The organism is Antarctobacter albus, assembly GCF_900101505.1.
Lineage (GTDB): Bacteria > Pseudomonadota > Alphaproteobacteria > Rhodobacterales > Rhodobacteraceae > Antarctobacter > Antarctobacter albus.
In genome coordinates this window covers 87,344-109,630 of sequence record NZ_FMZI01000014.1, presented here as the reverse complement: position 1 = coordinate 109,630, position 22,287 = coordinate 87,344, and the positions used below count along the sequence as shown (strand labels likewise).

Sequence of the window (22,287 nt, the reverse complement as noted above, 5' to 3'; positions counted from 1 at the left end):
GTCAGCGATTACGTCGGGGCGCGTGCGCTCGTCAGCGGGCTGCCCAACGTGAAATGGCTTCTCGGAGACCGTGGCTACGATGCCGACTGGTTCAGAGAAGCTTTGCAGGACAAGAAGATACGCCCCTGCATCCCGGGCCGGAAGAAACGGAAGACGCCGGTAAAGTATGACAAACGGCGATACAAACGCCGTAATCGCATCGAGATCATGTTCGGCAGGCTCAAGGACTGGCGGCGCGTTGCGACACGCTACGACCGATGCCCGCAGACCTTCTTCTCGGCGATAGCTCTCGCCGCGACCGTCATCTTCTGGCTTTGAGGGAGAACGAGTCCTGAGCCTAGAGCCATTCGAAAACTATGGACGAGGTCGTTCAGTTCGAGATCTTAGAACCCGAGACAAAAGCCTGAAATGGACCTGCAACCCCCTCACCTCAGCCCGGAACAAGGGCCGTAGGCCCGCTGGGCGAGCGCCTAACCGGCCCCACCGGGCAGGCGCTTTGGCAACGCCCGCGCAAACCTCGAAGGTCGTCCGGACGTGACATCCATAAACCGCACCCGATCCACCGGCGCGGCACCTCCCCGCCGGTCCGGCGTGCGCCCGGCACATCGCTTGAAATCACCCGTCCCGGGCTTGACCCGAGACCTCGCCTAACCCGACCAAACCCTCCAAAAAAAACGCGGCCCCGACCGGGACCGCGTCACATCATACCAAAGCCGATTGGCTTCAGACGAGTTCCAGGTTCACTGCGCTCTCGCGACCGTCACGGCCGGATTCGAGGTCGTAGGTCACTTTCTGGTTGTCGGCGAGGCCGGTCAGGCCCGAACGCTCGACTGCAGAGATGTGCACGAACACGTCCTTGCCGCCTGCATCCGGCTGAATGAAGCCGAAGCCTTTGGTGGAGTTGAACCATTTCACGGTGCCATTGGCCATCCGTCTATTCCTTGTATTTATGCCGCTCGCAGCATGCAGCGGCCCGGCGAAGGCGCGTCTTGATCGAGTGACTGCGTGCCGGTGAAGGAAGACAGGTATCGAAGAGAAGGACTTAGCAAAGTCTCAATCGCAGATCTCGGACGCTCTGGCAAGGATTTCGTGACGAACCGGCGGGGCTTCGCCTCTTTCCCGATCAGGCAAGCCATGCCATGTTGGCGCTATCAGACCGGAACCAGGCCGGAGCCAGACAATGCCCCTCACCGCCTTCGATCACGTCAATGTCCGTACTGCGAACCTCGATGCCATGATCCGCTGGTACGGAGAGGTTCTGGACCTTCATCCCGGTCCGCGCCCGCCGTTCACGGTCGGCGGGGCCTGGCTCTACCTGGGCGACAGGCCCTATGTTCACCTGGTGGACATCCCGGGTCAGCGTGAAGCGGTCCGCGACAACACGCTGGAACATTTCGCCTTTCGCGCCACCGGCATGGCGGGCTTCCTGGCCCGCCTGGACGAGTGGCACGTTCCCTACAGCCTCGACGAGGTGCCGGAATTCCCCATCGTCCAGGTCAATTTCCGCGACCCGGACGGCAACCACATCCATGTCGATTTCGACAAGGCCGAGCTGCCGACCTAGGTAGGCTCAGCTCTCACCACCCGCCACGGTCAGCCCCAGCATCCGCCAGCCCTGCATCCCCCAGCGGTAATAGCTGATCTTGTCGGCGGGATAGCCTGCCTCGATCATGCGGCGGATGGCGGTGGGGGATTGTCCGCACCAGGGGCCGTTGCAGAACAGGACCACCTCGCGCACCGACTCCGGCTCGCAGACGAATCCCTCAAAGTCGATCTCGCAGCCGAGCTCGCCGAGGCGGTCCACCATCTCGGTGTAGGGGATCGAGACCGAGCCGGGGATGGTGCCTGTTTCCCAGTCGGGACGCACGCGGCTGTCGATCACCATGACGTCCGGGTCCTGCAGCGCGGCCAGCAACTCCAGCTCGCCCACGGTGGTGACACCCTCGGCAGGCGAAACGGGCTGGATGCAGAAACTGGGACAGGGGCGGGCGATGCGGGCGAAACCGCCCTCGATCACCGCGTCCGGGTCCTGCACGCGGGAAATCGTGACCTCGCCGCCAGAGGGTGTCGGCACGGTGACAGAGGCCATCCCGCGCGAGATGGCGACCTCATCGGCGCCGGCCGGCACGGCCAGGGCCAAGGCGAATACGGACGATACCAGGTGTTTCATGAACTCCTCCCGAGGCAACATTGGAACCACGCAGAGCCTAGCGCCCGCCCCGGGGGCCGTCAGTCGAAATCGAACAACTCGTCGAGAAAGCCCCGGCGTTTCTTCTTGCGATAACGCCCGTCATCCTCGTGGCGGGCGGACTCGGCGCTCCGAGCCTGTTGTGGCGGCGGGGCCATCTGTTCGGCGCTCCGGTCGATGATCTTGTCCAGCTCTCCACGGTCCAGCCAGACACCCCGGCACTTGGGACAATAGTCGATCTCGACCCCGGCGCGATCCGTGATGACCAACTCGTTTCCGTCGATCGGGCATTTCATGGGCGCTCTCCTCTGCTGCAGGTTCATATCCAGATAGGGGCCGCGCGGCAGGATTTCACCGGGACGATCCTGCGGATTTCCCGACCTGACGATGCCGGGATGAGACGATATCCAGTAAAGAACACCGCCGCCGCAGGGGGCGCGGCCACGCTCCGGCGCCCTTGGCCGCACCGCAACAACCGACCGGAAACGTTCCGGTCACGGGAAAACCGCGCTATGATGCGGGCAATCGCATAAGACAGGGATAATTCATGGCACGCTTCGGATTGATCTTGGCCTTTCTCGTACCTTTTCTGCCCGCCGCCGTCGCGGCGCAGGATTACGACACGCGTACCCTGATGCAGCACCGGCAATGGCAGGTCGACGTGACCTACAGCCAGAGCAGCGACAGCTACTGGTGCACGGCCGGGGTCGAGAACGGCAGCACGCAGAAATTCAACCTGGTCGCCTACCAGAATGAGGCTTTCGCTCTCTTCATCTTCGATCCGCGCTGGAATCTCGAGGCGCGCCCGGTGAGTTTTGTCGTCGATGTCGACCGGAACCGCTGGAACATGGACGGCAGCGGAGAGGGAACCGGCATCGCGCTGAGCATGACCGACGCCGAGAAGGCGGCCAAGTTCCTTGTCCAGCTCAAGCGCGGAAATTCTGTCTACGTCTACAACGATAAACAGCAGCGACAGGCGACCTTCTCGCTCAGCGGGTCGTCGCGCGCCATCGACGCGCTGTTTGAATGCTGGGACACGATCGTCGGATCGCAGGATCCGTTCTGACCGATTGAGCAAGACACCCGAATAACAGGCGCCTCCCAACGGGAAAGCGCCTGCCATCTTGTTCTCAGCCGCGCACCCAGCCGACGATCTGACCGGCAGGCATGGCGCCGGACTGGCGCTTGCGCTCGCGGCCCCCGGCAAAGCTCACCATCGTCGGGATTCCCCGGATGCCATGTTGGGAACCGGCCTGCGGGAAATCCTCCGTGTTCAGCTTGACCAGCCGCGCCTCGCCGTTCAGGGCTGTGGCCGCCTTGCCGAATTCCGGGGCCATCATCCGGCATGGGCCGCACCAGGGGGCCCAGAAATCCACCACCAGCGGCACCTCGTCGGTGCGGGCGGCCTTGGCCAGGGTCGCGGCATCCACCTCGACCGCCTTGCCCGGCATGAGCGCGGCACCACAGGTCCCACATTTCGGCCCGGCACCCAGTTTCTCGGCCGGAACGCGGTTCACCTGGCCACAGTCCAGACAGGTCAGTTTCTTGCCCGGCATCGGAGATCCTCCATTTCACATTCGTATTTTTATATGTGATCAGGCATTGCCCGCATCAAGCGTCCTGATGCAAAAATCCGCACCCGAAGGAAGAGAGAGGATTAGAGGGTCGCCATGACCGAAACCAACCCGTTCCGTCCGGTGGATGCGGAGGCACGCGCGCTGGCGCGGCGCCTGATCGAAGAGGCCAGTTTTGCCGCGCTGGCCGTCACCCAGCCGGACACTGGCACGCCCTCTGTCACCCGCATTGCCCTGACCACCGATCCCGATGGTGCGCCGCTGTCGCTGGTCTCGACCCTCTCGGCCCATACGGCTGCGCTTGTCGCCAACCCGGCCTGTGCGTTGCTGGTCGGAGAGCCGGAGGACAGGGGCGATCCCCTGACTCACCCGCGCCTGACCCTGCATGTGACCGCCGAACTGGTACCCCGCGACGCGCCCGGACATGCGGCCTTGCGCGATCACTACCTGTCGCAGCGGCCCAAGGCCAAGCTCTACATCGATTTCGGCGACTTCCACCTGCTGCGCTTTCGCGTGACGGACGCGCTGATGAATGGCGGGTTCGGCAAGGCCTATCACCTGACCGCCAGCGATCTTGCCCCAGCCCGGTCGCAACGGGGCTAGGCGCCGCAATCGCTATTCCAGCCCCTGCGCGCCGTGTTTGAGCAGGATCGGCACGATCAGGTCTTCCTCGTCGTCCAGGTGACGCAGCAAAAGCGCCTCGAACCCCGCGACATGGCTCTGGAAGGTCCCCGCCTCCACCTTGCCCTGAAGAACGCCGTTCGCAGCATCGCTGAACTGCTGCAACAACCCGTCCATCGCGTGATGATCCCGATCCAGGATCTCGAACCCGCGGGCAAGCGACGCCTCGCGGTCGATCAGCTTGGGGAAATAGTGCATGTCCTCGATCTGGTGGTGGCCATGCAGCTGCTGCAACAACATGCTGCCATAGCGGACAAGCCGCTGCTGCATCTGGCGCGGGTCCATGCTGCCGTCCGACGCGGCCTCGGCATCCTGCCGCAGCGCCTCGCAAAGGCGCCGGAACATCACATGGCGGTCCATCCAGAAGGCCACCAGCCCACCAAAGTTGTCATGGCTTTGCCACGCCTCGCGCGGGTAGTCCTCGCGCAGGGCATACAAGGCGTCCGGCAGGCGGTCACGGCGGGAGAGGTCGATTTCACTGGTCATGGCCCGCAGATTGATGCGGGCCAGTACAAAGTCAACGCAGCACGTGCACAGCACATTGCGCGTGGCGCACAACCTTGGCCGCGGTGGACCCAAGCAACAGGTCCTGCATCCCCGGTCGGTGCGAGGCGATGACGATCAGGTCAGTGTCGTTGTCCGACGCCCAGTCCAGGATGGTCCGCCCGGAATGGCCCGAGACCACCAGGCCGACACCGCCCGGAACCGTTGCGGCCATGTCGTTCAACTCGTCCTCGACCACCTTGCGCGCCTGCGCGGCATAGTCGGCGGGCAGGTAGCTGGCGACATAGCCCGGCACCTGTTCAAGCACGTGCAGAAAGGTGATCCGCGCGCCCTCTGCCGCGAGCCGCCGGGCCACCGAGGTCGCCGCGCCGATCCGCGTGTCGCTTTCCTCGTCGAAGGCGATGGGAACCAGGATGTTCTTGTACATGATGTGTCTCCTCCCGTGTCGCCAAACATGGGACCACAGGGCGCCGATTTCCTTGATACAGGTCATGTGCCAAACGGCGGACATCGCTCGGTCATAATCCCACCACAATCCCCCCATACAACCATAAGCCGGTGTCAGAACGCGCCGCAGACAGGTCCTTTTGCCGTTGCCAGAACGGTCAGGCAGGACCGGAGTGCCAAGTTTGGCGGAGCCGAGGGTGGCCCGCCCGTCTCGTATGGCAAGGAGTTTGCGACGTGCGTTACCTGATCGCCGAAACCAGTTGGTCCCTCATTGCGCTTGCCAAGGAACTGACCAACACCGGGGTGTTGCTGACCCGGACGGACCGGCCCGAAGACATTCCACACTACCTGCGGATGACAGAGGCAGACCTGCTGATCCTCGACGCCGAGGAACTAGCCCTCACCGGCCTGTCCCTGCCTCACCTGCGCCGCAGCCATCCCGACCTGCCCATTGCACTGATGGCGCGGGACGCTTCGCACGGGCAGATCGTCCGCTGGCTGGAAGCAGGGGCCGACACGGTCCTGGACGCATCCGCCCCGCCCGAGGAGGCGGTCATGATCCTCTCTGCCATCGCGCGACGCGCACATGGTCTTGCGCAACCGATGCTGAGCTATGGCCCGCTTGCCGTCGACCTGTTGCGCCGCAAGGCCTACCTGCAGGATTGCCCGGTCAAGCTGAGCCCGAAACTTTACGAACTTCTGGAGTACATCGCGTTGAGACCGCGCCGGCTGGTCAGCCGCGCGGCCCTGCTGGGCCATATCTACGGGCTCGAGGATGAACCGGACCCGCGGGTGTTCGACGTTTACGTCTGCAACCTGCGCGCCTGCCTCGAAGCCTCGGACGGCGCCGTGGACATCGAGACAGTACGCGGGTCGGGTTATCGTTTCACCGCGGCCTGTCTCGACGGGGCCATCGCCGCCTGACCGTCGATCAATAGGTGGCGGCCACCTCGTAGAGCACCGGCTCGAAGCTCCGGCAGAGCGCGTTCAACTCCTTGTTGCGCGCGCGCATCTCGGATGACCGCAACATGGCCAGGAAATCATCCCGGCTTTCCCATTGCGAGTAGTTGGCAATCCGGGTCTGGGCGTCGTTGACGTGCAGGCCCGCGGCGATGAACCCCGGCTGTTTCGAGATGAACTCGGCATAAGCGGCCTGCAGCGCATCCAGCAGGTCCTGGCATTGGCCCGGGCTGGTCTCGAAGGTGGTGATGACGGTCTGGGCGTCAGAGGTCACGGAAATCTTGGGCATGGGCGCTCCTCCTTGTGGTCCGAGTTTGGCACGGATCGCGGGCGTGGCCAAACCCGCGCGATCAGGGAAAGACAGGTTTTGCGCGGGGCGGATTTCCTTGACAGCAAAGGGCGCGACGGGCGACACAGTGCCAATCGCGCGAAAAAACAAGCGCCCAAGCGCAGCACGAGCAGGACAATAGGCCCATGAGCAGCACCCAGCGTATCGAGGAATCCATCCGCGATTCGATCATCTCGCGTCCCGACATCATCCTCGACGACAAGGACCTGATGCAGGCCCTGATCGCCGCGAACGAACGTGCGATGGGCGGCAATATCATCGACCTGCGCGGCATCGCGATGGAACGGCTCGAGGCGCGGCTTGACCGGCTCGAGGACACCCACCGCAGCGTCATTGCCGCGGCCTATGAAAACCTTGCCGGAACCAACCAGATTCACCGCGCCGTCCTGCGCATGCTGGACCCGGTAGAGTTTGAGCCTTTCCTCCACGACCTGGGTGGCGAGGTCGCGCAGATCCTGCGCGTCGATCACATCCGCCTTGTCCTGGAAACCGCGCAGGAGGACGACGATCCGGTGGTCAGCCGCCTGGGCGACGTGCTTTCGGTGGCGGAGCCGGGTTTCGTGGAAACCTATGTCGGCGAGGGCCGCGAAGCACCGCTGCGCCAAGTGGTCCTGCGCCAGCTTCAGCGCGGCAATGAGGCGATCTTTGGCGAACGCGCCGAATGGATCCGCTCCGAGGCCTGCCTGCGGCTGGATTTCGGCCCGGGTCGCCTGCCCGGCCTGCTGGTCATGGGGTCCGAGGACCCGCACCAGTTCACACCGCAACAGGGCACCGACCTTTTGTCCTTCTTCGGCGGCGTCTTCGAACGCGCGATGCGGAGATGGCTGGCCTGAGGCCCGGCATGAGCCTGGACATCTCACCCGCCGCGCGCGACGCCCTGGCCAACTGGCTGGAGGCATGCAAGGCGCTGGACGGGGCGGCGGAAAACACGCTGAACGCCTACCGCGCGGATGTGCTGGATTTCATCGCCTTCCTGACGGCGCATCACGCGGAACCGCAGGGGCTGGCCCCCTTGTCGGCTGTCACCACCACCGACATGCGGTCCTGGATGGCCCATCTGCGACGGCGCGAGGTCGGCGCACGCTCGGTCGCGCGCAAGCTGTCCGCGGTCAAGAGCTTTTACCGCTGGCTGGCCCGTCGCGAAGGGTTCGAAGCCACCGCCGTGCTGTCGGCCCGTGCCCCCAAGTTCCAGAAGAAACTGCCCCGCCCCCTGACCGAAGACGCCGCGCGCGCCATGATCGACACGGTCGAGATGCAAAGCACCGACAGCTGGCAGGGTGCCCGCGATGCCGCGGTGGTCACGCTGCTCTATGGCTGCGGCCTGCGGATTTCCGAGGCGCTGGGGCTGAAGGGGCGCGACCTTCCGTTGGGCAGCACCCTGCGAATCCTCGGAAAGGGTGGCAAGGAACGGTTGGTTCCGGTGCTGCCAGTGGCGATCAAGGCCGTCGACAGCTACCTGGCATTGTGCCCCTATCCCGTCGAACCGGACCAGGCATTGTTCCGGGGGGCACGGGGCGGGCCGTTGAACCCGCGCATCGTCACCAAGGTCACGGAAAAGGCGCGGATGCAGCTGGGCCTGCCCGCCAGCGCGACGCCCCACGCCATGCGCCACAGCTTTGCCACCCATCTGCTGGCTGCCGGCGGCGACCTGCGCGCGATCCAGGAATTGCTGGGCCATGCCTCGCTGTCGACGACCCAGGCCTATACCGCCGTCGACGAGGTGCACCTGATGAAGGTCTACGCGGCAACGCACCCCAAGGCGTGACACCCACGCCCGCAAGTGCTTTGCTGTGCGCAACACGATCAACCACATCCGGATACCCGTCATGCAGCTACTTCAATCGCCGGCCTCGCCCTTTGTCCGCAAGGTGCTGGTCACGCTTCACGAAACCGGGCAGCTGGACGATGTCGAGATGGCGGACATCGCCACCACGCCCATCACGCCCGATCCGGCGCTGATCTCGGCCAACCCGCTGGGCAAGATCCCCGCCCTGATGCGTTCGGACGGTCCCACGCTCTATGACAGCCGGGTGATCTGCCGGTTCCTGGATGCCCGCGCGCAGGCGGGCCTCTATCCGGACAGCCGGGTCTGGGACACGCTGACGCTGGAGGCAACGGGCGATGCGATCATGGAGGCGGCCGTCCTGATCGTCTACGAGGAACGCTTTCGCCCGCCCGAAAAGGTGTCGATGGACTGGATCGAAGGCCAATGGGCCAAGGTGTCCCGCGCGCTGGATGCGCTTGGCACCCGTTGGATGAGCCACCTGCACGGCCGCATGGACATGGGCCATATCGCGATCGGCTGCGCGCTTGGCTACCTGGATTTCCGCCACGAGGCCCGGTCCTGGCGCACCGGCCGCGATACGCTGGCCGCCTGGTACGCCGAGTTTTCCCAGCGCCCTGCCATGATCGCCACCACGCCCAGCGGCTGAACATGAAAAAGGGCGGACCCCGGTCCGCCCTCACGCATGTCCAAAGGCCGGGCTTGCGATCCGGCACCTGACTTAGAAGTGCATCGAAAGCCCGACGTTCAGCGCATTGGTCTTGATGTCGGTCTTGAAGGTGCCGCCGTTCTCGAATGTGCCCTCGTTCACCGAATAGGTGAACTGATACTCGCCGAAGACAGAGAATCGGTCGTTGATCTGGTAGCTGGTGCCAGCCGTCAGGCGCATCGCGGGGCCGGTCAGCTGGAACCCGTAGGTCCGCGATCCGCTGGCGTGATCCGCGTCCACATGCGGAAAGGCGATGCCCAGGCCACCCCCGACATAGGGCGTGAACTGGCCCCACTGGTTTTTCCAGCGCCGCATCACGTTTGCGGTCAGCACGTTGTGCCCGTCGGTGAATTCCAGTTGGGAAAAGCCCAGCGCCTTGAGCGTGCCGTCGTCGGCATAGGCCTTGGTATGTGTATATTCCACGCCAAAGCCCAGCGACTCGCTCCGCCACCAGGTGGCGCGGGCGCCATAATAGGGAGGCATCACAAAGGGTTTGCCCTCCCAGCCGACAAGCTGGTCATAGCTGCCGCCACCATTGGGCAGGTCCCCCGAGATGCGGCTGTGAGGCAGCGTCTGCCAGCCGGTGTAGATCGACAGTTCCATCTCTGCCGCCGCCGGGGCCGCCAGACCGATCAGAATGCCGAGGGAAAGAATCAGTCGCCGCATCGTGCTGCCCCTAACTTTGCTCGCGGGCGAGATAATCACTGCAGAAGGGTGGTTTCAACCGCGACAGATTCGCGCGAGCGTGGAGTGTGAGCCTTTTGCATCCTTTACCCCTTACCGCCTCCCGGCTAGATACCGACCCTGAGCGGGGTCCGGAGTCTTTCGAGGCTCCGGAAACCATGGGTTTTACCGCGGGCCGACGGCCCCTACAGCAATGGAGCGAACCTCGTGTCCCACGCAGAAGACCACGAAGGCACCCGAAGGGATTTCCTCTACTACGCCGCCGCCGGCGCCGGGGTCGTCACGACCGGCGCTGCCGTCTGGCCGATGGTCAACCAGATGAACCCCTCGGCGGACGTGCGTGCACTGTCCACGATCCGGGTCGACGTCTCGGGCGTCGCGCCTGGCACTCAGCTCACGGTCAAGTGGCTGGGCAAGCCGGTCTTCATCCGTCACCGGACCGAGGACGAGATCGCCGAGGCGCAGCAACAGGAAGAGGCATTTGCCGCCGGCCAGAACGTGGTCGACACCAATGCGCGCAACGCCAACCTCGCCGATTCGGCGGCACCGGCCACCGATGCCAACCGTACCCTGCCCTCGCCCGAGGGTCAGCCCGCGCAGGCCTGGCTGGTTCAGATGGGTGTCTGCACCCACCTGGGCTGCGTGCCGCTGGGCAACGCCGGTGACTTTGGCGGCTGGTTCTGCCCCTGCCACGGGTCGCACTACGACCTCGCGGGCCGCATCCGCAAAGGTCCCGCCCCCGAAAACCTGCCTGTCCCGCCCGCCGAGTGGGTCGACGACAGCACCATCCTGCTGGGTTAAGGAGCACAAGACATGGCTGGAATCCCGCACGACCATTACGAGCCGAAGACCGGCGGCGAAAAGTGGCTGCATAGCCGCCTTCCGATCGTCGGCCTGCTCTATGACACGATCATGATCCCCACCCCCAAGAACCTGAACTGGATGTGGGTCTGGGGGATCATCCTGACGTTCTGCCTCGTTTTGCAGATTGCCACCGGGGTCGTCCTGGTGATGCACTACACGCCGCATGTCGACCTGGCCTTTGCCTCGATCGAACACATCATGCGCAACGTGAACGGCGGTCACTTCATCCGCTACCTGCACATGAACGGCGCCTCGCTGTTCTTTGTCGCCGTCTACGCGCACATCTTCCGCGGCCTCTACTACGGCTCGTACAAGGCCCCGCGCGAGGTGACCTGGATCATCGGCATGCTGATCTACCTCTGCATGATGGGCACCGCCTTCATGGGCTACGTTCTGCCCTGGGGTCAGATGTCCTTCTGGGGTGCGACGGTCATCACCGGCCTCTTCGGCGCCATTCCCTTCATCGGTGAGCCGATCCAGACCTGGTTGCTGGGCGGACCGGCGGTGGACAACGCCACGCTGAACCGCTTCTTCTCGCTGCACTACCTGCTGCCGATGGTCATCGCCGCCCTGGTTGCGCTGCACATCTGGGCCTTCCACACCACCGGCAACAACAACCCGACAGGTGTCGAGGTGCGTCGCGGGTCCAAGGCCGAAGCCGAGAAGGACACCGTTCCGTTCTGGCCCTACTACGTGATCAAGGACCTGCTGGCGCTGGCCGTGATCCTGGCGATCTTCTTCGCCATCGTCGGCTTCATGCCGAACTACCTGGGCCACCCGGACAACTACATCGAGGCGAACCCGCTGGCGACGCCCGCGCACATCGTCCCGGAATGGTACTTCCTGCCCTTCTACGCGATCCTGCGCGCCTTCACTTCGGACGTCTGGCTGGTGCAACTGGCTTCCTTCGTGACCGGCGGCATCATCGACGCCAAGTTCTTTGGCGTGCTGGCGATGTTCGGCGCGATCATCGTGATGGCGCTGGCGCCCTGGCTGGACACCTCTTCGGTGCGTTCGGGCCGTTACCGCCCGATGTTCAAGTGGTGGTTCTGGCTGCTGGTCATCGACTTCTTCGCGCTGATGTGGCTGGGTGCCATGCCTGCCGAAGAGCCCTACGCCAGCTTCTCGCTGATCGCCTCGGCCTACTGGTTCGCCTACTTCCTGGTGATCCTGCCGCTGCTGGGTGTCATCGAAAAGCCGCTGGCCCAGCCCGACACCATCGAGGCCGATTTCGACGCGCACTACCCGCCGAAGGATGAGGCCAAGGGCGCAGGCGCTGCGACCCCGGCGGAATAAGACAAGAAGGACCGTAAGAGATGTTCAAGAAACTCACCCTCGCGGCCCTCGTGGCCTTCGGTCTGGCCGGTGGCGCTCATGCCGCCGGCGGCGAGGCCCATGTCGAGGACTTCAAGTTCTCGTTCGAGGGGCCTTTCGGCACCTGGGACCAGAACCAGCTGCAGCGCGGCCTGAAGGTCTACACCGAGATCTGCTCGGCCTGCCACGGCCTGCAGTACGTCCCGCTGCGTGACCTCGAAAAGCTGGGCTACAGCGAAGAGCAGGTCATCGCATACGCCGCCAACTTCGAGGTCTTCGACCCCGAGCTTGACGACTTCCGCACGGCCAAGCCGACCGACCATTTCCCGGCCAACACTGCGGCCGGGGCACCGGACCTTTCGCTGATGGCCAAGGCGCGCGCCGGGTTCCACGGCCCCTACGGCCTGGGCATCAACCAGATGTTCAAGGGCATGGGCGGCGCGGAATACATCGCCTCGCTCCTGACCGGCTACACCGGCGAGGAAAAGACCGAGGCAGGCGCGACTCTCTATGAGAACCACGCTTTCCCGGGCGGCTGGATCTCGATGGCGCCGCCGCTCTACGGCGAAGACACCGAGTTCGACGATGGTCACAGCAACTCGCTGCACCATATCTCGGCTGACGTGGCGGCCTTCCTGATGTGGACCGCGGAACCCAAGATGATGCAGCGCCAGCAGGCGGGCTTTGTCGGGGTGTTCTTCCTGGTGGTGCTCTCGGTGCTGCTGTACCTCGTGAACAAGCGCCTCTGGGCCCCGATCAAGCGCAAGCCGACCGCCTGATCCGGCCAAGCCGAACAAGACAAAGCCCCGCCGATCCGGCGGGGCTTTTCCTTTTGGTCTCGGCGGGTGCGGTGGCCGGGCCTACCCTGCCACGCCGACATAGTCGCGGAAGGCCCGCGGGGGATCGGCAAAGAATGCATCCACCGCCACGGGCGCCTGCGCCTTGCCCTCGGCCACCAGCACGACCTCATGGGCAAACCCCTCTGCGTCGCGCGGATCGTGTGTCACCATGACCACCAATGCCGCCAAGCTGTCTGCAACCTCGCGCACAAGGTCCAGCATCTCGCGTTTCAGGGCTGGACCCAGGGCCGCAAAGGGTTCGTCCAGCAGGATCACCGGACGCGCCATCAAGAGAACCCTGGCCAGGGCTGCGCGCCCCTGCTGGCCACCGGACAGGGTGCCCGGCTTGCGCCCGGCCATGCCGTCCAGCCCCACGCGCCGCAACGCGCCCTCGATACGCGCCCGCGCCTCGGCATCCGGGCGGCGCCCGTCGGGATGCAGGGCAAGGCCCAGGTTTCGCTCCAGCCTCAGGTGCGGGAACAGGTTGCTGTCCTGGAACAGGATCGACACAGGCCGCGCCTGCGGCGGCACATGGGTCAGGTCGCGCCCCTGCCAGGTGACACGACCGCCCGCGACCTCCCTGAAACCGGCGATGGCATCCAGCAGGGTGGATTTCCCGGCTCCGGATGGCCCGACAAGCGCCACCCGGCGTCCCGGCACCAGCGCCATGTCCGCGCGCAGCGTCCCGCTGTCCATCGTCACTTGCAGGTCTTCAAGCTTCAGCACCCAGGCGTCCTCCTCTGTCGAACAGCCAGAACAATCCCAGGCTGGTACACAACAACAGCAGCGCCGCACCGGCCGCCGCCTCCATCTGGTAGGAGCCCATCAGCCGATAGACCTGCAAAGGCAGGGTCGCCCGGTCCGGGTCCGCAAACAATGCGATCACGCCCAGATCTCCCATCGCCAGCGCAGCCGTCAACCCGGCGGCAAAGCCCATCGGGCGCCGCAAGCGGGGCAGCCAAACCAGTCGCAGCCAGGCCAGTGACGTCATCCGCAGGCTTGCCCGCAGCCTCCCATAGTCGCGCGTGACCGCCTCGGCCTCGGGCCGCAGGATGCGCAGGGCAAAGGGCAGCGCCATCAGCGCGTTGACCAGCCCCGTGACCGGCAGCGCCATGTCGAAGGGATTGACGAAGTTGCGCAGGATCAGGAACAGCCCCGTCCCCAGCACCAGCGGCGAAATCGCGATGGCGGGCAGGGCCAGAAACTCGCCCCGCCGCGTTGCCAGCGGCAAGGCCCAGGCCATGCAAAGGGCCGTGGACCCCAGCGCAACCATCAGCGAATGCCCCGCTGCCCGCAGCGTGTCCGGCGTGATCAGCAGAAGGCCCGGCAGACCGCGCAGGACGACCGCCGCCAGTGGCACCAGCAGGAACAGCGCCGCCGCGACGATCCACATGCCATCCCAACCACGCGCCAGGCCACCCTGCCCGTCCCAGCGCGGCAGGATGCGATCACGCCCGGCACCAAATCCGGCCTGTCCCGCAACGCGTAGCGCCACCAGACCAGCCGCCAGCGCCAGGACCAGCTGCATCACCGCCAGCGCCGCCGCGCGTCCAAGATCGAAATCGAACCGCATCGCCTGGTAGATCGCCAGTTCCACCGTCGTCGCCCGTGGCCCGCCCCCCAGCGTCAGCGCCACCGCAAAGCTCGTGAGGCAGATCACGAAAATCACCGTAAACGCCCCCGGCAGCACCCGCAGGATCAGCGGCGCGTCAATCACGCGCCATTGCGCCCGCGGCGACAGGCCAAGGGAGGCCGACAGCCGGAAATGCTCGGCCGGGACCGCCGCCCAGGCGGAAAACAGCATCCTGACCGCCAGCGGCAGGTTGAAAAAGACATGCGCCAGTACGACCCCGTGCAGCCCGTAGATGTCGAGGTTCGGTCCGCCCAGCGCCCCCAACAGCCTGTTCACCAGCCCCGCCTGGCCAAAAACGGCGATCAACCCCATGACCGCCACGATCACCGGCAGGATGAAGGGCGCCCCCAACAGCGTCACCAAGACCCCGCGCCCGGCGAAGCGGCGGCGCGCCAAGGCCTTGGCCACGGGCACAGCCAGGACAACGCTGAACGTGGCCGACAGGAAGGCCTGCCAGAGCGTGAACCGCAATGCCTGCCAATCCCCCGGGCCGAAGGCGCCAAAGCCCCCGGCCCGGGCCAGAACAACGCCCACCGGCCCCAGCGTCAGGACCGCCAGGGCCAGGGCCGCCGCTATTGCGAGAGCGCGCGGCGCCATGCCTCGATCGCCTCGCCACGCAGGGCCGCCGCCTCATCCTCGGAATAGAAAAGCACATTCTCCGGCAGGTCGAGCTTCTGGAAGCCATCCGGCCACTTGTCTCTGTCCAGCGCCGCCGGGATCGACCAGTTGCCCGTGGCGATCATGCCCTGAAAGTCCTCGCTCAAGATGAACTCCATGAAGGCGCCGGACAGTTCGGGCTGGTCGCTGGTGGCCAGCCGGGCGGCAAGTTCGACCATGAAATAATGCCCCTCGGGGAAGATCGCGGCCTTCTTCGTCTCATCTTCTTCGGCGATGATGTGATAGGCGGGCGAGGTCGTGTAGCTCAGCACCATGTCCGCCTCGCCATCGGTGAAGAGGCCGTAGGATTCGGACCAGCCCTTGGTCACGGTGACGATCTTGGGCGCCAGTTTCTCCCAGGCGGCCTGCGCCTCGTCGCCGTAGACCGATTGCACCCAAAGCACCAGCGCCAGCCCCGAGATCGAGGTGCGCGGATCCTGGATCACCAGCCGCAGGTCGTCTGGCGCCTCCAGCAGCGCGTCGAAACTGGCAGGCGGCGCATCCACGCGGGTGCTGTCATAGACAAAGGCAGTGTGCCCGTAGTTGAACGGCAGGAACACCTCGTCCGTCCAGTCGATCGGCAGGGTCAGCGGCGACAGGTCCACCCCGTGTTCGGCGAACAAGCCCGATTCACGGGCCTTCTTCGTCACGTCGGTGTTCAGGCCGATCACGACGTCGGCCTCGGTCCGGTCGCCTTCCAGCAGGATACGGGGCAAGAGGTCGCCGGGCTTGAATTGCAGATCGCAGTCGCAGCGCGCCTCGAACAGCTCTTCGATCCTTGGCCCCGGCCCCCATTCGGAAACGAAGTAGTCGGGCGCATAGACCGTCAGGACAGGCGTTTCGGCCAAGGCAAGGCCGGCGCTCAGACATCCCGCGGCAACAGTGAAGGCAAGTGACTTCATTGAGTCCTCCAATATTGCGGCGCAAGGGCAAGATTGGAGTCCCGTCATCGGGCCCATACCTTCCCTCCGCCGGTGTTAACCGGTTCAGGTTCAACGGGTTGATCCGTGGTACGGAAATCTCAGACGGCTCATGCGCCGCCACCCCGAGGTAGGCCGGACCCTAGTCGCGACGTCACGGAACATCAAGAAAAACCGTGATATTTTCCGTGTATTATGGTAAGGAATGCGTATCCCGAAAATTCAGGAGAAAGGAGGCGCCCTTGGGGAAACGCGTTTGATCATTCTGTGTCTCGAGCTGGGGGTTATCTGGCTCATCTATCTTATTTTCGGCTGGATCGCGGCCTTTGAAATGCCGCTCTGGCTCTCCACCTTCATCGTGATTGCCGTGGACCGGGCGACGGACGCCGTGGGCGATTTGGCCCAGAGGCGGCGCGACGGCCTCGAATAGTCTTGGCATTGTGCCCCGGCTTGCGTATCCCGCGCGGAAACGAAGGGGACGCAGCCATGAGCCTGAACACATTCGGACATCTCTTCCGTGTGACCACCTGGGGCGAAAGCCACGGGCCGGCTCTGGGGGCCACGGTCGATGGCTGCCCGCCGGGAATCGAGATCGACGAGGCGCAGTTGCAGCACTGGCTGGACAGGCGCAAACCGGGGCAGAACAAGTTCACGACACAACGCCGCGAACCGGATGCCGTGCGCATCCTGTCCGGCGTCTTCGAGGGCCGGACCACCGGAACCTCGGTTCAGCTGATGATCGAGAACACCGATCAGCGGTCCAAGGATTATTCCGAGATCGCGCAGAAGTTCCGCCCCGGCCACGCCGACATCACCTATTTCCAGAAATACGGGCTGCGCGACTATCGTGGCGGCGGGCGCTCTTCGGCGCGGGAAACCGCGGCGCGTGTGGCCGCCGGCGGGCTGGCGCGCGCGGCGCTGACGGCGCTGGTGCCGGGGATCGAGATCCGCGGCTACATGGTGCAGATGGGCAGCCACGGCATCGACCGGGCGCGTTTCGACGATGCCCAGATCGATGCCAACCCCTTCTGGTGCCCGGACCCCCAGGCCGCCGAGACCTGGGCCGACTACCTGGATGGGCTGCGCAAGTCGGGCGAGAGCGTGGGCGCGGTGATCGAGGTCGTCGCCCGCAATGCGCCTGCCGGCCTGGGCGCCCCCGTCTATGGCAAGCTCGACACCGACCTTGCGGCCGCGATGATGTCGATCAACGCGGTCAAGGGCGTCGAGATCGGCGAGGGCATGGCCTCGGCGGCGCTGACCGGCAGCCAGAATGCCGACGAGATCTTCATGGGTGAGAACGGCCCGGTCTACAGCTCCAACCACGCCGGCGGCATCCTGGGCGGCATTTCGACCGGACAGGAAATCGTCGTGCGTTTCGCGGTCAAGCCGACCTCGTCCATCCTGACCCCGCGCAAGACCATCACCCTGAGCGGCGAAGAGACCGAGATCGTCACCAAGGGGCGGCACGATCCCTGCGTGGGCATCCGCGCCGTCCCGGTTGGAGAGGCTATGATGGCCTGCGTTCTGCTCGATCACTTGCTGCTGCATCGCGGCCAGGTGGGGGACGCGGGCGGACGCATCGGGGGCTAAGCCCCCTCAGAAATCCTTCCACAGGGCATCGTCACCAACGGCCTTCTTGTAGGCCGGTGCCGGCTCCGGCGCGGTTTGCTCGAAATTGTCGATCTCCTCGACCTCCACTTCGACGGGTGACGGCTCCAGGTCTTCAGCAGCCCAGCTGCCATGCACCAGGGTTTCCGTGTCCGGGATCATGTCACCATAGGCATCGTCCGCATCGTAGGGCGCGGGGTCTTGGTCCTGTTCCAGGACAGGCGCCTCCGGCTCGCCGCTGTCCACCGTGTATGGCTCATCTGCCGGTTCTTCCCAGGTGTTCGCGGCAACGGGCAGATCCCGGACAGAGAACCGCGCCAGGACATCGGACAGGCGCGTGGCCTCGACACGCAGTTGCTGGCTGGCGGCATTGGTCTGGCTGACCATCGCGGCGTTCTGCTGTGTCACCTTGTCCAGTTCACCCACGCCGACATTGATTTCCTGCACGCCGCTGGCCTGGTCACGGGCCGAGGTCGCGATACCAGAGACCATCTCGGACACTTCGGTCACGCTTTGCACGATATGGGTCAGGGTTTCGCTGGTCTCCTGGACCAGCTTTTCACCGTCTTCCACCTGCTTGCTGCTGTTCGTCACCAGTTCCTTGATCTCGCTAGCGGATTCCGAGGCGCGCTGCGCCAGCCCCCGCACCTCGGAGGCAACCACGGAAAAGCCCTTGCCGCTCTCGCCGGCGCGCGCGGCCTCGACCCCCGCGTTCAGGGCCAGCAGGTTGGTCTGAAAGGCGATGTCGTCGATGACGGTGATGATCTGCGAAATCTGGTCAGAGGACTTTGCGATCGACCCCATCGCCTCAAGCGCCCTTGCCATGACCTCGCCGCCTTGTTCCGCCCGGCGACGGCCTTCGACCACCTTGGTATCGACCTCCTGGGCCCGGGCCGAGGCCGACTGCACGCTGGCTGACAATTCGTCGAGCGCAGCGGCCGATTCCTCCAGCGTTGCCGCCTGAACCTCGGAGCGGCGCGACATCTCGTCGGACATGCTGGACAATTCGTTGGCGTTGCTCGCAACCGCGTCGGCGCTTTGCCGCAGCGAGCCGACCAGATCGTCAAGCGTGTCGGCCAGGCTGTTGAAATCGGCGCAAAGCTGCACGTAGCTGTCCCCGAGATCGTGCCATTCACCCTCGTCGATACGATTCTGCAGATCGCCGCCGCGCAATTGGCTCATCGCGGCGCTGAAGGCCTGGAACAGGTCCACCCGTCGGCCATTCTCTGCGACCATTCGCTTTTCGGCGGCGTCCGCAGCCAGCAGCTTGGCCCTCAGATCCTCGAGGTTGCGCGAGATCATCCCCACCTCGTCGGCCCGGGAGGTATCGGAAAGCTCGAACTCGTAGTCGTGCTGGGCAAGGCGCCGGACAGCATCGCGGGCGCGCTGGATCGGCAGGGACAAGGATCTGCCAAAGATGAAAGCCAGGATCAGCGCAACCGCCACCACCAGCCCGTTCCCGAGCAGCTGCTTGATGTCGGAGGCCGCAGCCACGGCAGCCGCCTCGGATTCCAGCTGCGTCACATCGGCGGCCAAGGCGTCGGTCATCGCCAACAGCTCGCTGCGGGTTTCCTCCAGCGAGGGCAGAATGGTCCTGTAGGCAAAGGCCTTGCGGTCGAACAGGGTCAGCCCGGCCAGCGTCTCGACTTCACCGTCCAGGGCGGCCAGCCGTTCGGCCATTTCAGCCAGGCGGGTCGCCATTTCGGGGCGCTGCGCCCCGGACACGCGGGTGTCGGCAAAGCTTGTCCGCACCTCTGCAAAACGGTCGGACATGGCCGTCAACTCGGCCCGCATGTCCGCCATCTTGGCGTCATCGCCGGCAACGAACAGCATCATCGCCAGTTCCGCGCTCTGCATCCTGTTCGTTAGGTCGCCCAGAAGCCGGCTTTGAGAGAACATGTCGGAAGTGTGGTAGAGCTTGGCCGTGAGTTCGGATTTCACCGTCCAGGAAATGACCGAGAGTACCAGCAGTGTCGCGATAAAGGCCGATGCCAGCAGCATCACCTGAATTCGGATCGAAAACCTTCCCATGAATCGCCCTCACATCTGTTTTGCGGGCAAATTGCCCACGCGTCAGAGCGGGTGTAGCGGGGAGCCGGTAAACAAAACTTTCCGCAGCGGCGGAATTTCACATTCAATTCTTGGCAGTTTCGCGGCCGGTGGCGGGGATCTTGGCCAATTGCACCGCCAGGATGCCGGCTGCGATCACCGCCACGCCCAACAGGTCGAGCGGTCGCAACGCCTCTCCCAGGAAGGCTGCGGCGATGGCCACGCCCAGGAACGGGTTGAGAAAGTGGAAGGTCGCGGAACGTACCGCGCCGATGCGGTTGACCAGCAGCACCCAGACAAAGGTCGCCGCCAGGCCAGGCACCAGCGTGGTATAGACAAAGGCCGCGATCAGCGAGGCAGACCAGTCGATCTGCACGGTCTCCAGCGTCAGGGCCGGCACCCAGAGCACGGCACTGCCGATCAGCATCTGCAGGCCAACCACCATCATGAAGTTCCCGCCCGAGGTCGCCCCGCGCAGCGACAGGGTGGCAACGGTCAGCGCGATGACGCCAAGAACACAGAACAGCACACCCACCATGTCCAGCCCGCCGCCGAACCGCGCGCCCATGATGATGGCCACGCCGGCCATGCCGGCGACCAGCCCGAACAGCGCCTGCGGACGCAGGGTCTCTCCCAGGAACAGCCACCCGGCCAGCGCCACCAGCAGCGGCATTGTCGAGGCGATGATGGCCGCCAGAGAGGCCTCGACCGTCTGCATGGCGACGAAGTTCAGCCCCAGGTAGAGCGCGTTCTGGCAGACCCCAAAGACGATCGTCGCACGCCATTGGCCCCGGGTCAGCCGCCAGCTCTGCCCCATCGCCCAGGCGATCGCCACCGCCAACAGGCCCGAGATCAGGAAGCGCAGGGCCAGCGCCGAGAGCGGCGGGGCCGCCGCGACGATGATACGGGCAGAGGTGAAGGCCGAGGACCACATCACCGCGAAGGCGAGGCCCATCAAGATCGCGCGAATATCCATGCCAAAGCATTAGGCGCTTTCGCGGGCGACCGAAAGGCCGCTCTGCGCGTGCCCGCGCTACTCTGCCGCCCGGCTCCCGTCCGCGACGGCAGGCAGGTGGCCGGTCTTGATATAGAGGAGGCAACCGTCGTCCGAAAAAGGCGTGTGGCCGGAACCGTCAGGGCTGCGGATCCAACTGCCAGCCGGATAGCTGCCGTGTTCGTCCTGCAACCGCCCCTCGATCACATAGACCTCTTCCCCGCCGCGGTGCGCATGGGGCCCCAGCCGCGTGCCCGGCGCAAAGCGGACGATCCGCACGCGTTCCCCGGGGACGTCATGGACCAGCAGCTGACTCAGGCCCGGCGCCACGTCCTCGAACGCCGCAGCCCGCGTGGCGACGGCCTTCTGTTCGGTATCGGCGGGATCGAACTGGCACAGCTTGACCAGGATGGTCGCGCCGTCTGGGCCGATATGAGGCGTGTGCGCGGTGCCGATCGGGTTACGAACATAGCTGCCGACCGGGTAGTCCGCGTGTTCGTCAGAGAACACACCCTGCAGCACCAGGAATTCCTCGCCGCCGCCATGCGTATGCGCGTCGAACTGGCTGTTCGGCGCGAAACGGACGATGGTCGTGGCGCGGGCCACCTCGTCGCCGATCCGGTCCAGCATCATCCGCTCTACCCCGTTGGCCGGCGAAGGACGCCACTGGTAATCCTCGGGCCGGATCACCACCCGTTTCGAGAAATCGGCATTCAGTTCCATCTCGCGCCTCCTGCGGCTGATCCCCGTGCAGACCCTGTGCATCCCAGTCTAGCCTGTCCACCCCTGCTGACCAGCCTTGGCGCGCAAATCCCGTTGAGACCCGCCCGCTCCGGGACTAGCGTGGCGCCAGTTTCGTTTAGGTGGAATGGATTGGATGAGTTTCGCCCTGATTTTCGATTGTGAGTTCCTGACGGTCGAGGGGTCCCCCTCGCGTTTCTGGTGCGGGCCCTACGATCCCGACCCCGTCGTCGCCCAGATCGGCGTGGCCAAGTTGGGTCTGGACGGGGACTTCCCGCTGCTCGACACGCTGCGGCTGTATGTGACCCCCCGTGACCGGCAGGGCGCGCCCTGGCAACTGGACTCTTTCTTTACCCGCCTGACCGGGATCACCCAGGAACAGATCGACACAGAGGGCCTTCCCCTGGCCGAAGCCCTAGCCCGGACGCGGGACTTTGCAGAGGACAAGCGGCTGTGGTCCTGGGGCAAGGACGAATTCAACATGGTCGCCATCAGCTGCTACGTCGAAGGCATCCCCGCGCCCCTGCCCGCCTCGCGGTTCGGCAATGCCTGCGACCTGCTGCTGAAGGCCGGGATGCCCTACGAGGATCTGCGGCAGACCCGCAGCGACCGGCTGGCCGATTACTACAAGCTGGATCACCCGCCGCTGCGCGGCCACGATGCCTTGGATGACGCGCTGTCGGTGACCTATGTCCTGCAACACCACCTGCGGGAAAACCGGCTGACCGCATCGGATTTCGGCTGAGGCCAGGACAGAAAAATGCCCCGCCTGCCAAAGGGCAAGCGGGG

Annotated in this window: 28 protein-coding genes and 1 riboswitch; of the genes, 14 read left to right on the top strand and 14 right to left on the bottom strand. The window is 65.0% G+C overall.

The window, feature by feature from the left end:
• The coding region (locus BLQ71_RS20950) for an IS5/IS1182 family transposase (RefSeq protein WP_074623115.1) at positions 1 to 318 on the top strand (318 nt) is incomplete at its 5' end.
• 405 nt (positions 319 to 723) lie between these two features.
• Here the strand turns inward: BLQ71_RS20950 and BLQ71_RS20945 are convergent.
• Positions 724 to 930: a cold-shock protein gene (locus BLQ71_RS20945; protein WP_043141202.1), complete on the bottom strand. Its 207-nt coding sequence runs from the start codon at positions 928 to 930 to the stop codon at positions 724 to 726.
• 250 nt (positions 931 to 1,180) lie between these two features.
• Here BLQ71_RS20945 and BLQ71_RS20940 point away from each other — a divergent pair, with 250 nt between their 5' ends.
• Positions 1,181 to 1,564, top strand: coding sequence for a VOC family protein (locus BLQ71_RS20940; RefSeq protein ID WP_074623114.1), 384 nt, complete (start codon positions 1,181 to 1,183; stop codon positions 1,562 to 1,564).
• Between the two features lie 6 nt (positions 1,565 to 1,570).
• On the opposite strand, the gene BLQ71_RS20935 is transcribed toward BLQ71_RS20940, so the two are convergent.
• Positions 1,571 to 2,170, bottom strand: coding sequence for a rhodanese-like domain-containing protein (locus BLQ71_RS20935; protein WP_074623113.1), 600 nt, complete (start codon positions 2,168 to 2,170; stop codon positions 1,571 to 1,573).
• 59 nt (positions 2,171 to 2,229) lie between these two features.
• On the bottom strand, positions 2,230 to 2,484 hold the full coding sequence (locus tag BLQ71_RS20930) for a TFIIB-type zinc ribbon-containing protein (protein ID WP_074623112.1): 255 nt from the start codon (positions 2,482 to 2,484) through the stop codon (positions 2,230 to 2,232).
• A 251-nt stretch (positions 2,485 to 2,735) separates the two neighbouring features.
• Here BLQ71_RS20930 and BLQ71_RS20925 point away from each other — a divergent pair, with 251 nt between their 5' ends.
• Entirely contained in the window at positions 2,736 to 3,254 is a 519-nt protein-coding gene (locus tag BLQ71_RS20925) for a hypothetical protein (protein WP_074623111.1), read from the top strand.
• 64 nt (positions 3,255 to 3,318) lie between these two features.
• Here BLQ71_RS20925 and trxC read toward each other — a convergent pair whose 3' ends face one another.
• Positions 3,319 to 3,744: a thioredoxin TrxC gene (trxC, locus tag BLQ71_RS20920; protein ID WP_074623110.1), complete on the bottom strand. Its 426-nt coding sequence runs from the start codon at positions 3,742 to 3,744 to the stop codon at positions 3,319 to 3,321.
• A gap of 114 nt (positions 3,745 to 3,858) precedes the next feature.
• Here trxC and BLQ71_RS20915 point away from each other — a divergent pair, with 114 nt between their 5' ends.
• Positions 3,859 to 4,365 carry a HugZ family pyridoxamine 5'-phosphate oxidase gene (locus BLQ71_RS20915; RefSeq protein WP_074623109.1) on the top strand — a complete coding sequence of 169 codons (507 nt, stop codon included), beginning with the start codon at positions 3,859 to 3,861 and terminating at the stop codon, positions 4,363 to 4,365.
• 12 nt (positions 4,366 to 4,377) lie between these two features.
• On the opposite strand, the gene BLQ71_RS20910 is transcribed toward BLQ71_RS20915, so the two are convergent.
• Entirely contained in the window at positions 4,378 to 4,929 is a 552-nt protein-coding gene (locus tag BLQ71_RS20910; RefSeq protein ID WP_043141182.1) for a hemerythrin domain-containing protein, read from the bottom strand.
• A 31-nt stretch (positions 4,930 to 4,960) separates the two neighbouring features.
• Positions 4,961 to 5,374 carry a universal stress protein gene (locus BLQ71_RS20905; protein WP_043141180.1) on the bottom strand — a complete coding sequence of 138 codons (414 nt, stop codon included), beginning with the start codon at positions 5,372 to 5,374 and terminating at the stop codon, positions 4,961 to 4,963.
• Positions 5,375 to 5,628: 254 nt separating this feature from the next.
• Here BLQ71_RS20905 and BLQ71_RS20900 point away from each other — a divergent pair, with 254 nt between their 5' ends.
• On the top strand, positions 5,629 to 6,318 hold the full coding sequence (locus tag BLQ71_RS20900; protein WP_043141176.1) for a winged helix-turn-helix transcriptional regulator: 690 nt from the start codon (positions 5,629 to 5,631) through the stop codon (positions 6,316 to 6,318).
• A 7-nt stretch (positions 6,319 to 6,325) separates the two neighbouring features.
• On the opposite strand, the gene BLQ71_RS20895 is transcribed toward BLQ71_RS20900, so the two are convergent.
• On the bottom strand, positions 6,326 to 6,643 hold the full coding sequence (locus BLQ71_RS20895) for an antibiotic biosynthesis monooxygenase family protein (protein WP_043141174.1): 318 nt from the start codon (positions 6,641 to 6,643) through the stop codon (positions 6,326 to 6,328).
• A gap of 185 nt (positions 6,644 to 6,828) precedes the next feature.
• Between BLQ71_RS20895 and BLQ71_RS20890 the strand changes: the two genes are divergently transcribed.
• The 3 genes from BLQ71_RS20890 (at position 6,829) to BLQ71_RS20880 (ending at position 9,135) form a co-directional block, all read left to right on the top strand.
• Positions 6,829 to 7,536, top strand: coding sequence for a DUF484 family protein (locus BLQ71_RS20890; RefSeq protein ID WP_043141171.1), 708 nt, complete (start codon positions 6,829 to 6,831; stop codon positions 7,534 to 7,536).
• Between the two features lie 8 nt (positions 7,537 to 7,544).
• On the top strand, positions 7,545 to 8,468 hold the full coding sequence (locus BLQ71_RS20885) for a tyrosine recombinase XerC (protein WP_043141169.1): 924 nt from the start codon (positions 7,545 to 7,547) through the stop codon (positions 8,466 to 8,468).
• Positions 8,469 to 8,529: 61 nt separating this feature from the next.
• On the top strand, positions 8,530 to 9,135 hold the full coding sequence (locus BLQ71_RS20880; RefSeq protein WP_069208268.1) for a glutathione S-transferase: 606 nt from the start codon (positions 8,530 to 8,532) through the stop codon (positions 9,133 to 9,135).
• Positions 9,136 to 9,207: 72 nt separating this feature from the next.
• Here the strand turns inward: BLQ71_RS20880 and BLQ71_RS20875 are convergent, their stop codons facing one another.
• Positions 9,208 to 9,861, bottom strand: coding sequence for an outer membrane protein (locus BLQ71_RS20875; protein WP_043141167.1), 654 nt, complete (start codon positions 9,859 to 9,861; stop codon positions 9,208 to 9,210).
• A gap of 225 nt (positions 9,862 to 10,086) precedes the next feature.
• Here BLQ71_RS20875 and petA point away from each other — a divergent pair, with 225 nt between their 5' ends.
• The 3 genes from petA to BLQ71_RS20860 are packed head-to-tail and all read left to right on the top strand — an operon-like array spanning position 10,087 to position 12,836.
• A complete protein-coding gene (gene petA / locus BLQ71_RS20870) occupies positions 10,087 to 10,680 on the top strand; it encodes a ubiquinol-cytochrome c reductase iron-sulfur subunit (RefSeq protein WP_043141165.1) in 594 nt (197 codons plus the stop codon).
• Positions 10,681 to 10,692: 12 nt separating this feature from the next.
• A complete protein-coding gene (gene petB, locus BLQ71_RS20865) occupies positions 10,693 to 12,039 on the top strand; it encodes a cytochrome b (protein ID WP_043141163.1) in 1,347 nt (448 codons plus the stop codon).
• A gap of 20 nt (positions 12,040 to 12,059) precedes the next feature.
• Positions 12,060 to 12,836 (top strand): cytochrome c1, encoded by a 777-nt coding sequence (locus BLQ71_RS20860; protein WP_043141161.1) that lies wholly within the window; start codon positions 12,060 to 12,062, stop codon positions 12,834 to 12,836.
• 81 nt (positions 12,837 to 12,917) lie between these two features.
• Here the strand turns inward: BLQ71_RS20860 and BLQ71_RS20855 are convergent, their stop codons facing one another.
• Genes BLQ71_RS20855 through thiB form a run of 3 tightly spaced genes read right to left on the bottom strand, consistent with a single transcriptional unit; the run spans position 12,918 to position 16,088 of the window.
• Positions 12,918 to 13,622 carry a thiamine ABC transporter ATP-binding protein gene (locus BLQ71_RS20855; RefSeq protein WP_074623127.1) on the bottom strand — a complete coding sequence of 235 codons (705 nt, stop codon included), beginning with the start codon at positions 13,620 to 13,622 and terminating at the stop codon, positions 12,918 to 12,920.
• A complete protein-coding gene (locus BLQ71_RS20850) occupies positions 13,609 to 15,126 on the bottom strand; it encodes a thiamine/thiamine pyrophosphate ABC transporter permease ThiP (RefSeq protein ID WP_074623108.1) in 1,518 nt (505 codons plus the stop codon). The genes BLQ71_RS20855 and BLQ71_RS20850 overlap by 14 nt, the downstream gene beginning before the upstream one ends.
• A complete protein-coding gene (gene thiB / locus BLQ71_RS20845) occupies positions 15,102 to 16,088 on the bottom strand; it encodes a thiamine ABC transporter substrate binding subunit (protein WP_074623107.1) in 987 nt (328 codons plus the stop codon). Before thiB ends, BLQ71_RS20850 begins: the two co-directional genes overlap by 25 nt.
• A 44-nt stretch (positions 16,089 to 16,132) precedes the next feature.
• A riboswitch (TPP riboswitch) is annotated at positions 16,133 to 16,244 on the bottom strand.
• Between the two features lie 67 nt (positions 16,245 to 16,311).
• Between thiB and BLQ71_RS26505 the strand changes: the two genes are divergently transcribed.
• Together BLQ71_RS26505 and aroC are read left to right on the top strand one after the other, a co-directional pair.
• Complete coding sequence (locus BLQ71_RS26505) at positions 16,312 to 16,536, top strand: hypothetical protein (protein WP_074623106.1); 225 nt, start codon at positions 16,312 to 16,314, stop codon at positions 16,534 to 16,536.
• A 56-nt stretch (positions 16,537 to 16,592) separates the two neighbouring features.
• Positions 16,593 to 17,696, top strand: a complete 1,104-nt coding sequence (aroC, locus tag BLQ71_RS20835) for a chorismate synthase (RefSeq protein ID WP_074623105.1) — start codon at positions 16,593 to 16,595, stop codon at positions 17,694 to 17,696.
• Positions 17,697 to 17,702: 6 nt separating this feature from the next.
• Here the strand turns inward: aroC and BLQ71_RS20830 are convergent, their stop codons facing one another.
• The 3 genes from BLQ71_RS20830 to BLQ71_RS20820 form a co-directional block, all read right to left on the bottom strand.
• Positions 17,703 to 19,745, bottom strand: a complete 2,043-nt coding sequence (locus tag BLQ71_RS20830; protein ID WP_074623104.1) for a methyl-accepting chemotaxis protein — start codon at positions 19,743 to 19,745, stop codon at positions 17,703 to 17,705.
• A 103-nt stretch (positions 19,746 to 19,848) separates the two neighbouring features.
• Positions 19,849 to 20,739 (bottom strand): DMT family transporter, encoded by an 891-nt coding sequence (locus BLQ71_RS20825; RefSeq protein WP_074623103.1) that lies wholly within the window; start codon positions 20,737 to 20,739, stop codon positions 19,849 to 19,851.
• 57 nt (positions 20,740 to 20,796) lie between these two features.
• Entirely contained in the window at positions 20,797 to 21,480 is a 684-nt protein-coding gene (locus BLQ71_RS20820; protein ID WP_074623102.1) for a cupin domain-containing protein, read from the bottom strand.
• Between the two features lie 154 nt (positions 21,481 to 21,634).
• On the opposite strand from BLQ71_RS20820, the gene BLQ71_RS20815 reads away from it, so the two are divergent.
• On the top strand, positions 21,635 to 22,243 hold the full coding sequence (locus BLQ71_RS20815) for a 3'-5' exonuclease family protein (protein WP_074623126.1): 609 nt from the start codon (positions 21,635 to 21,637) through the stop codon (positions 22,241 to 22,243).
• Positions 22,244 to 22,287 lie beyond the last annotated feature (44 nt).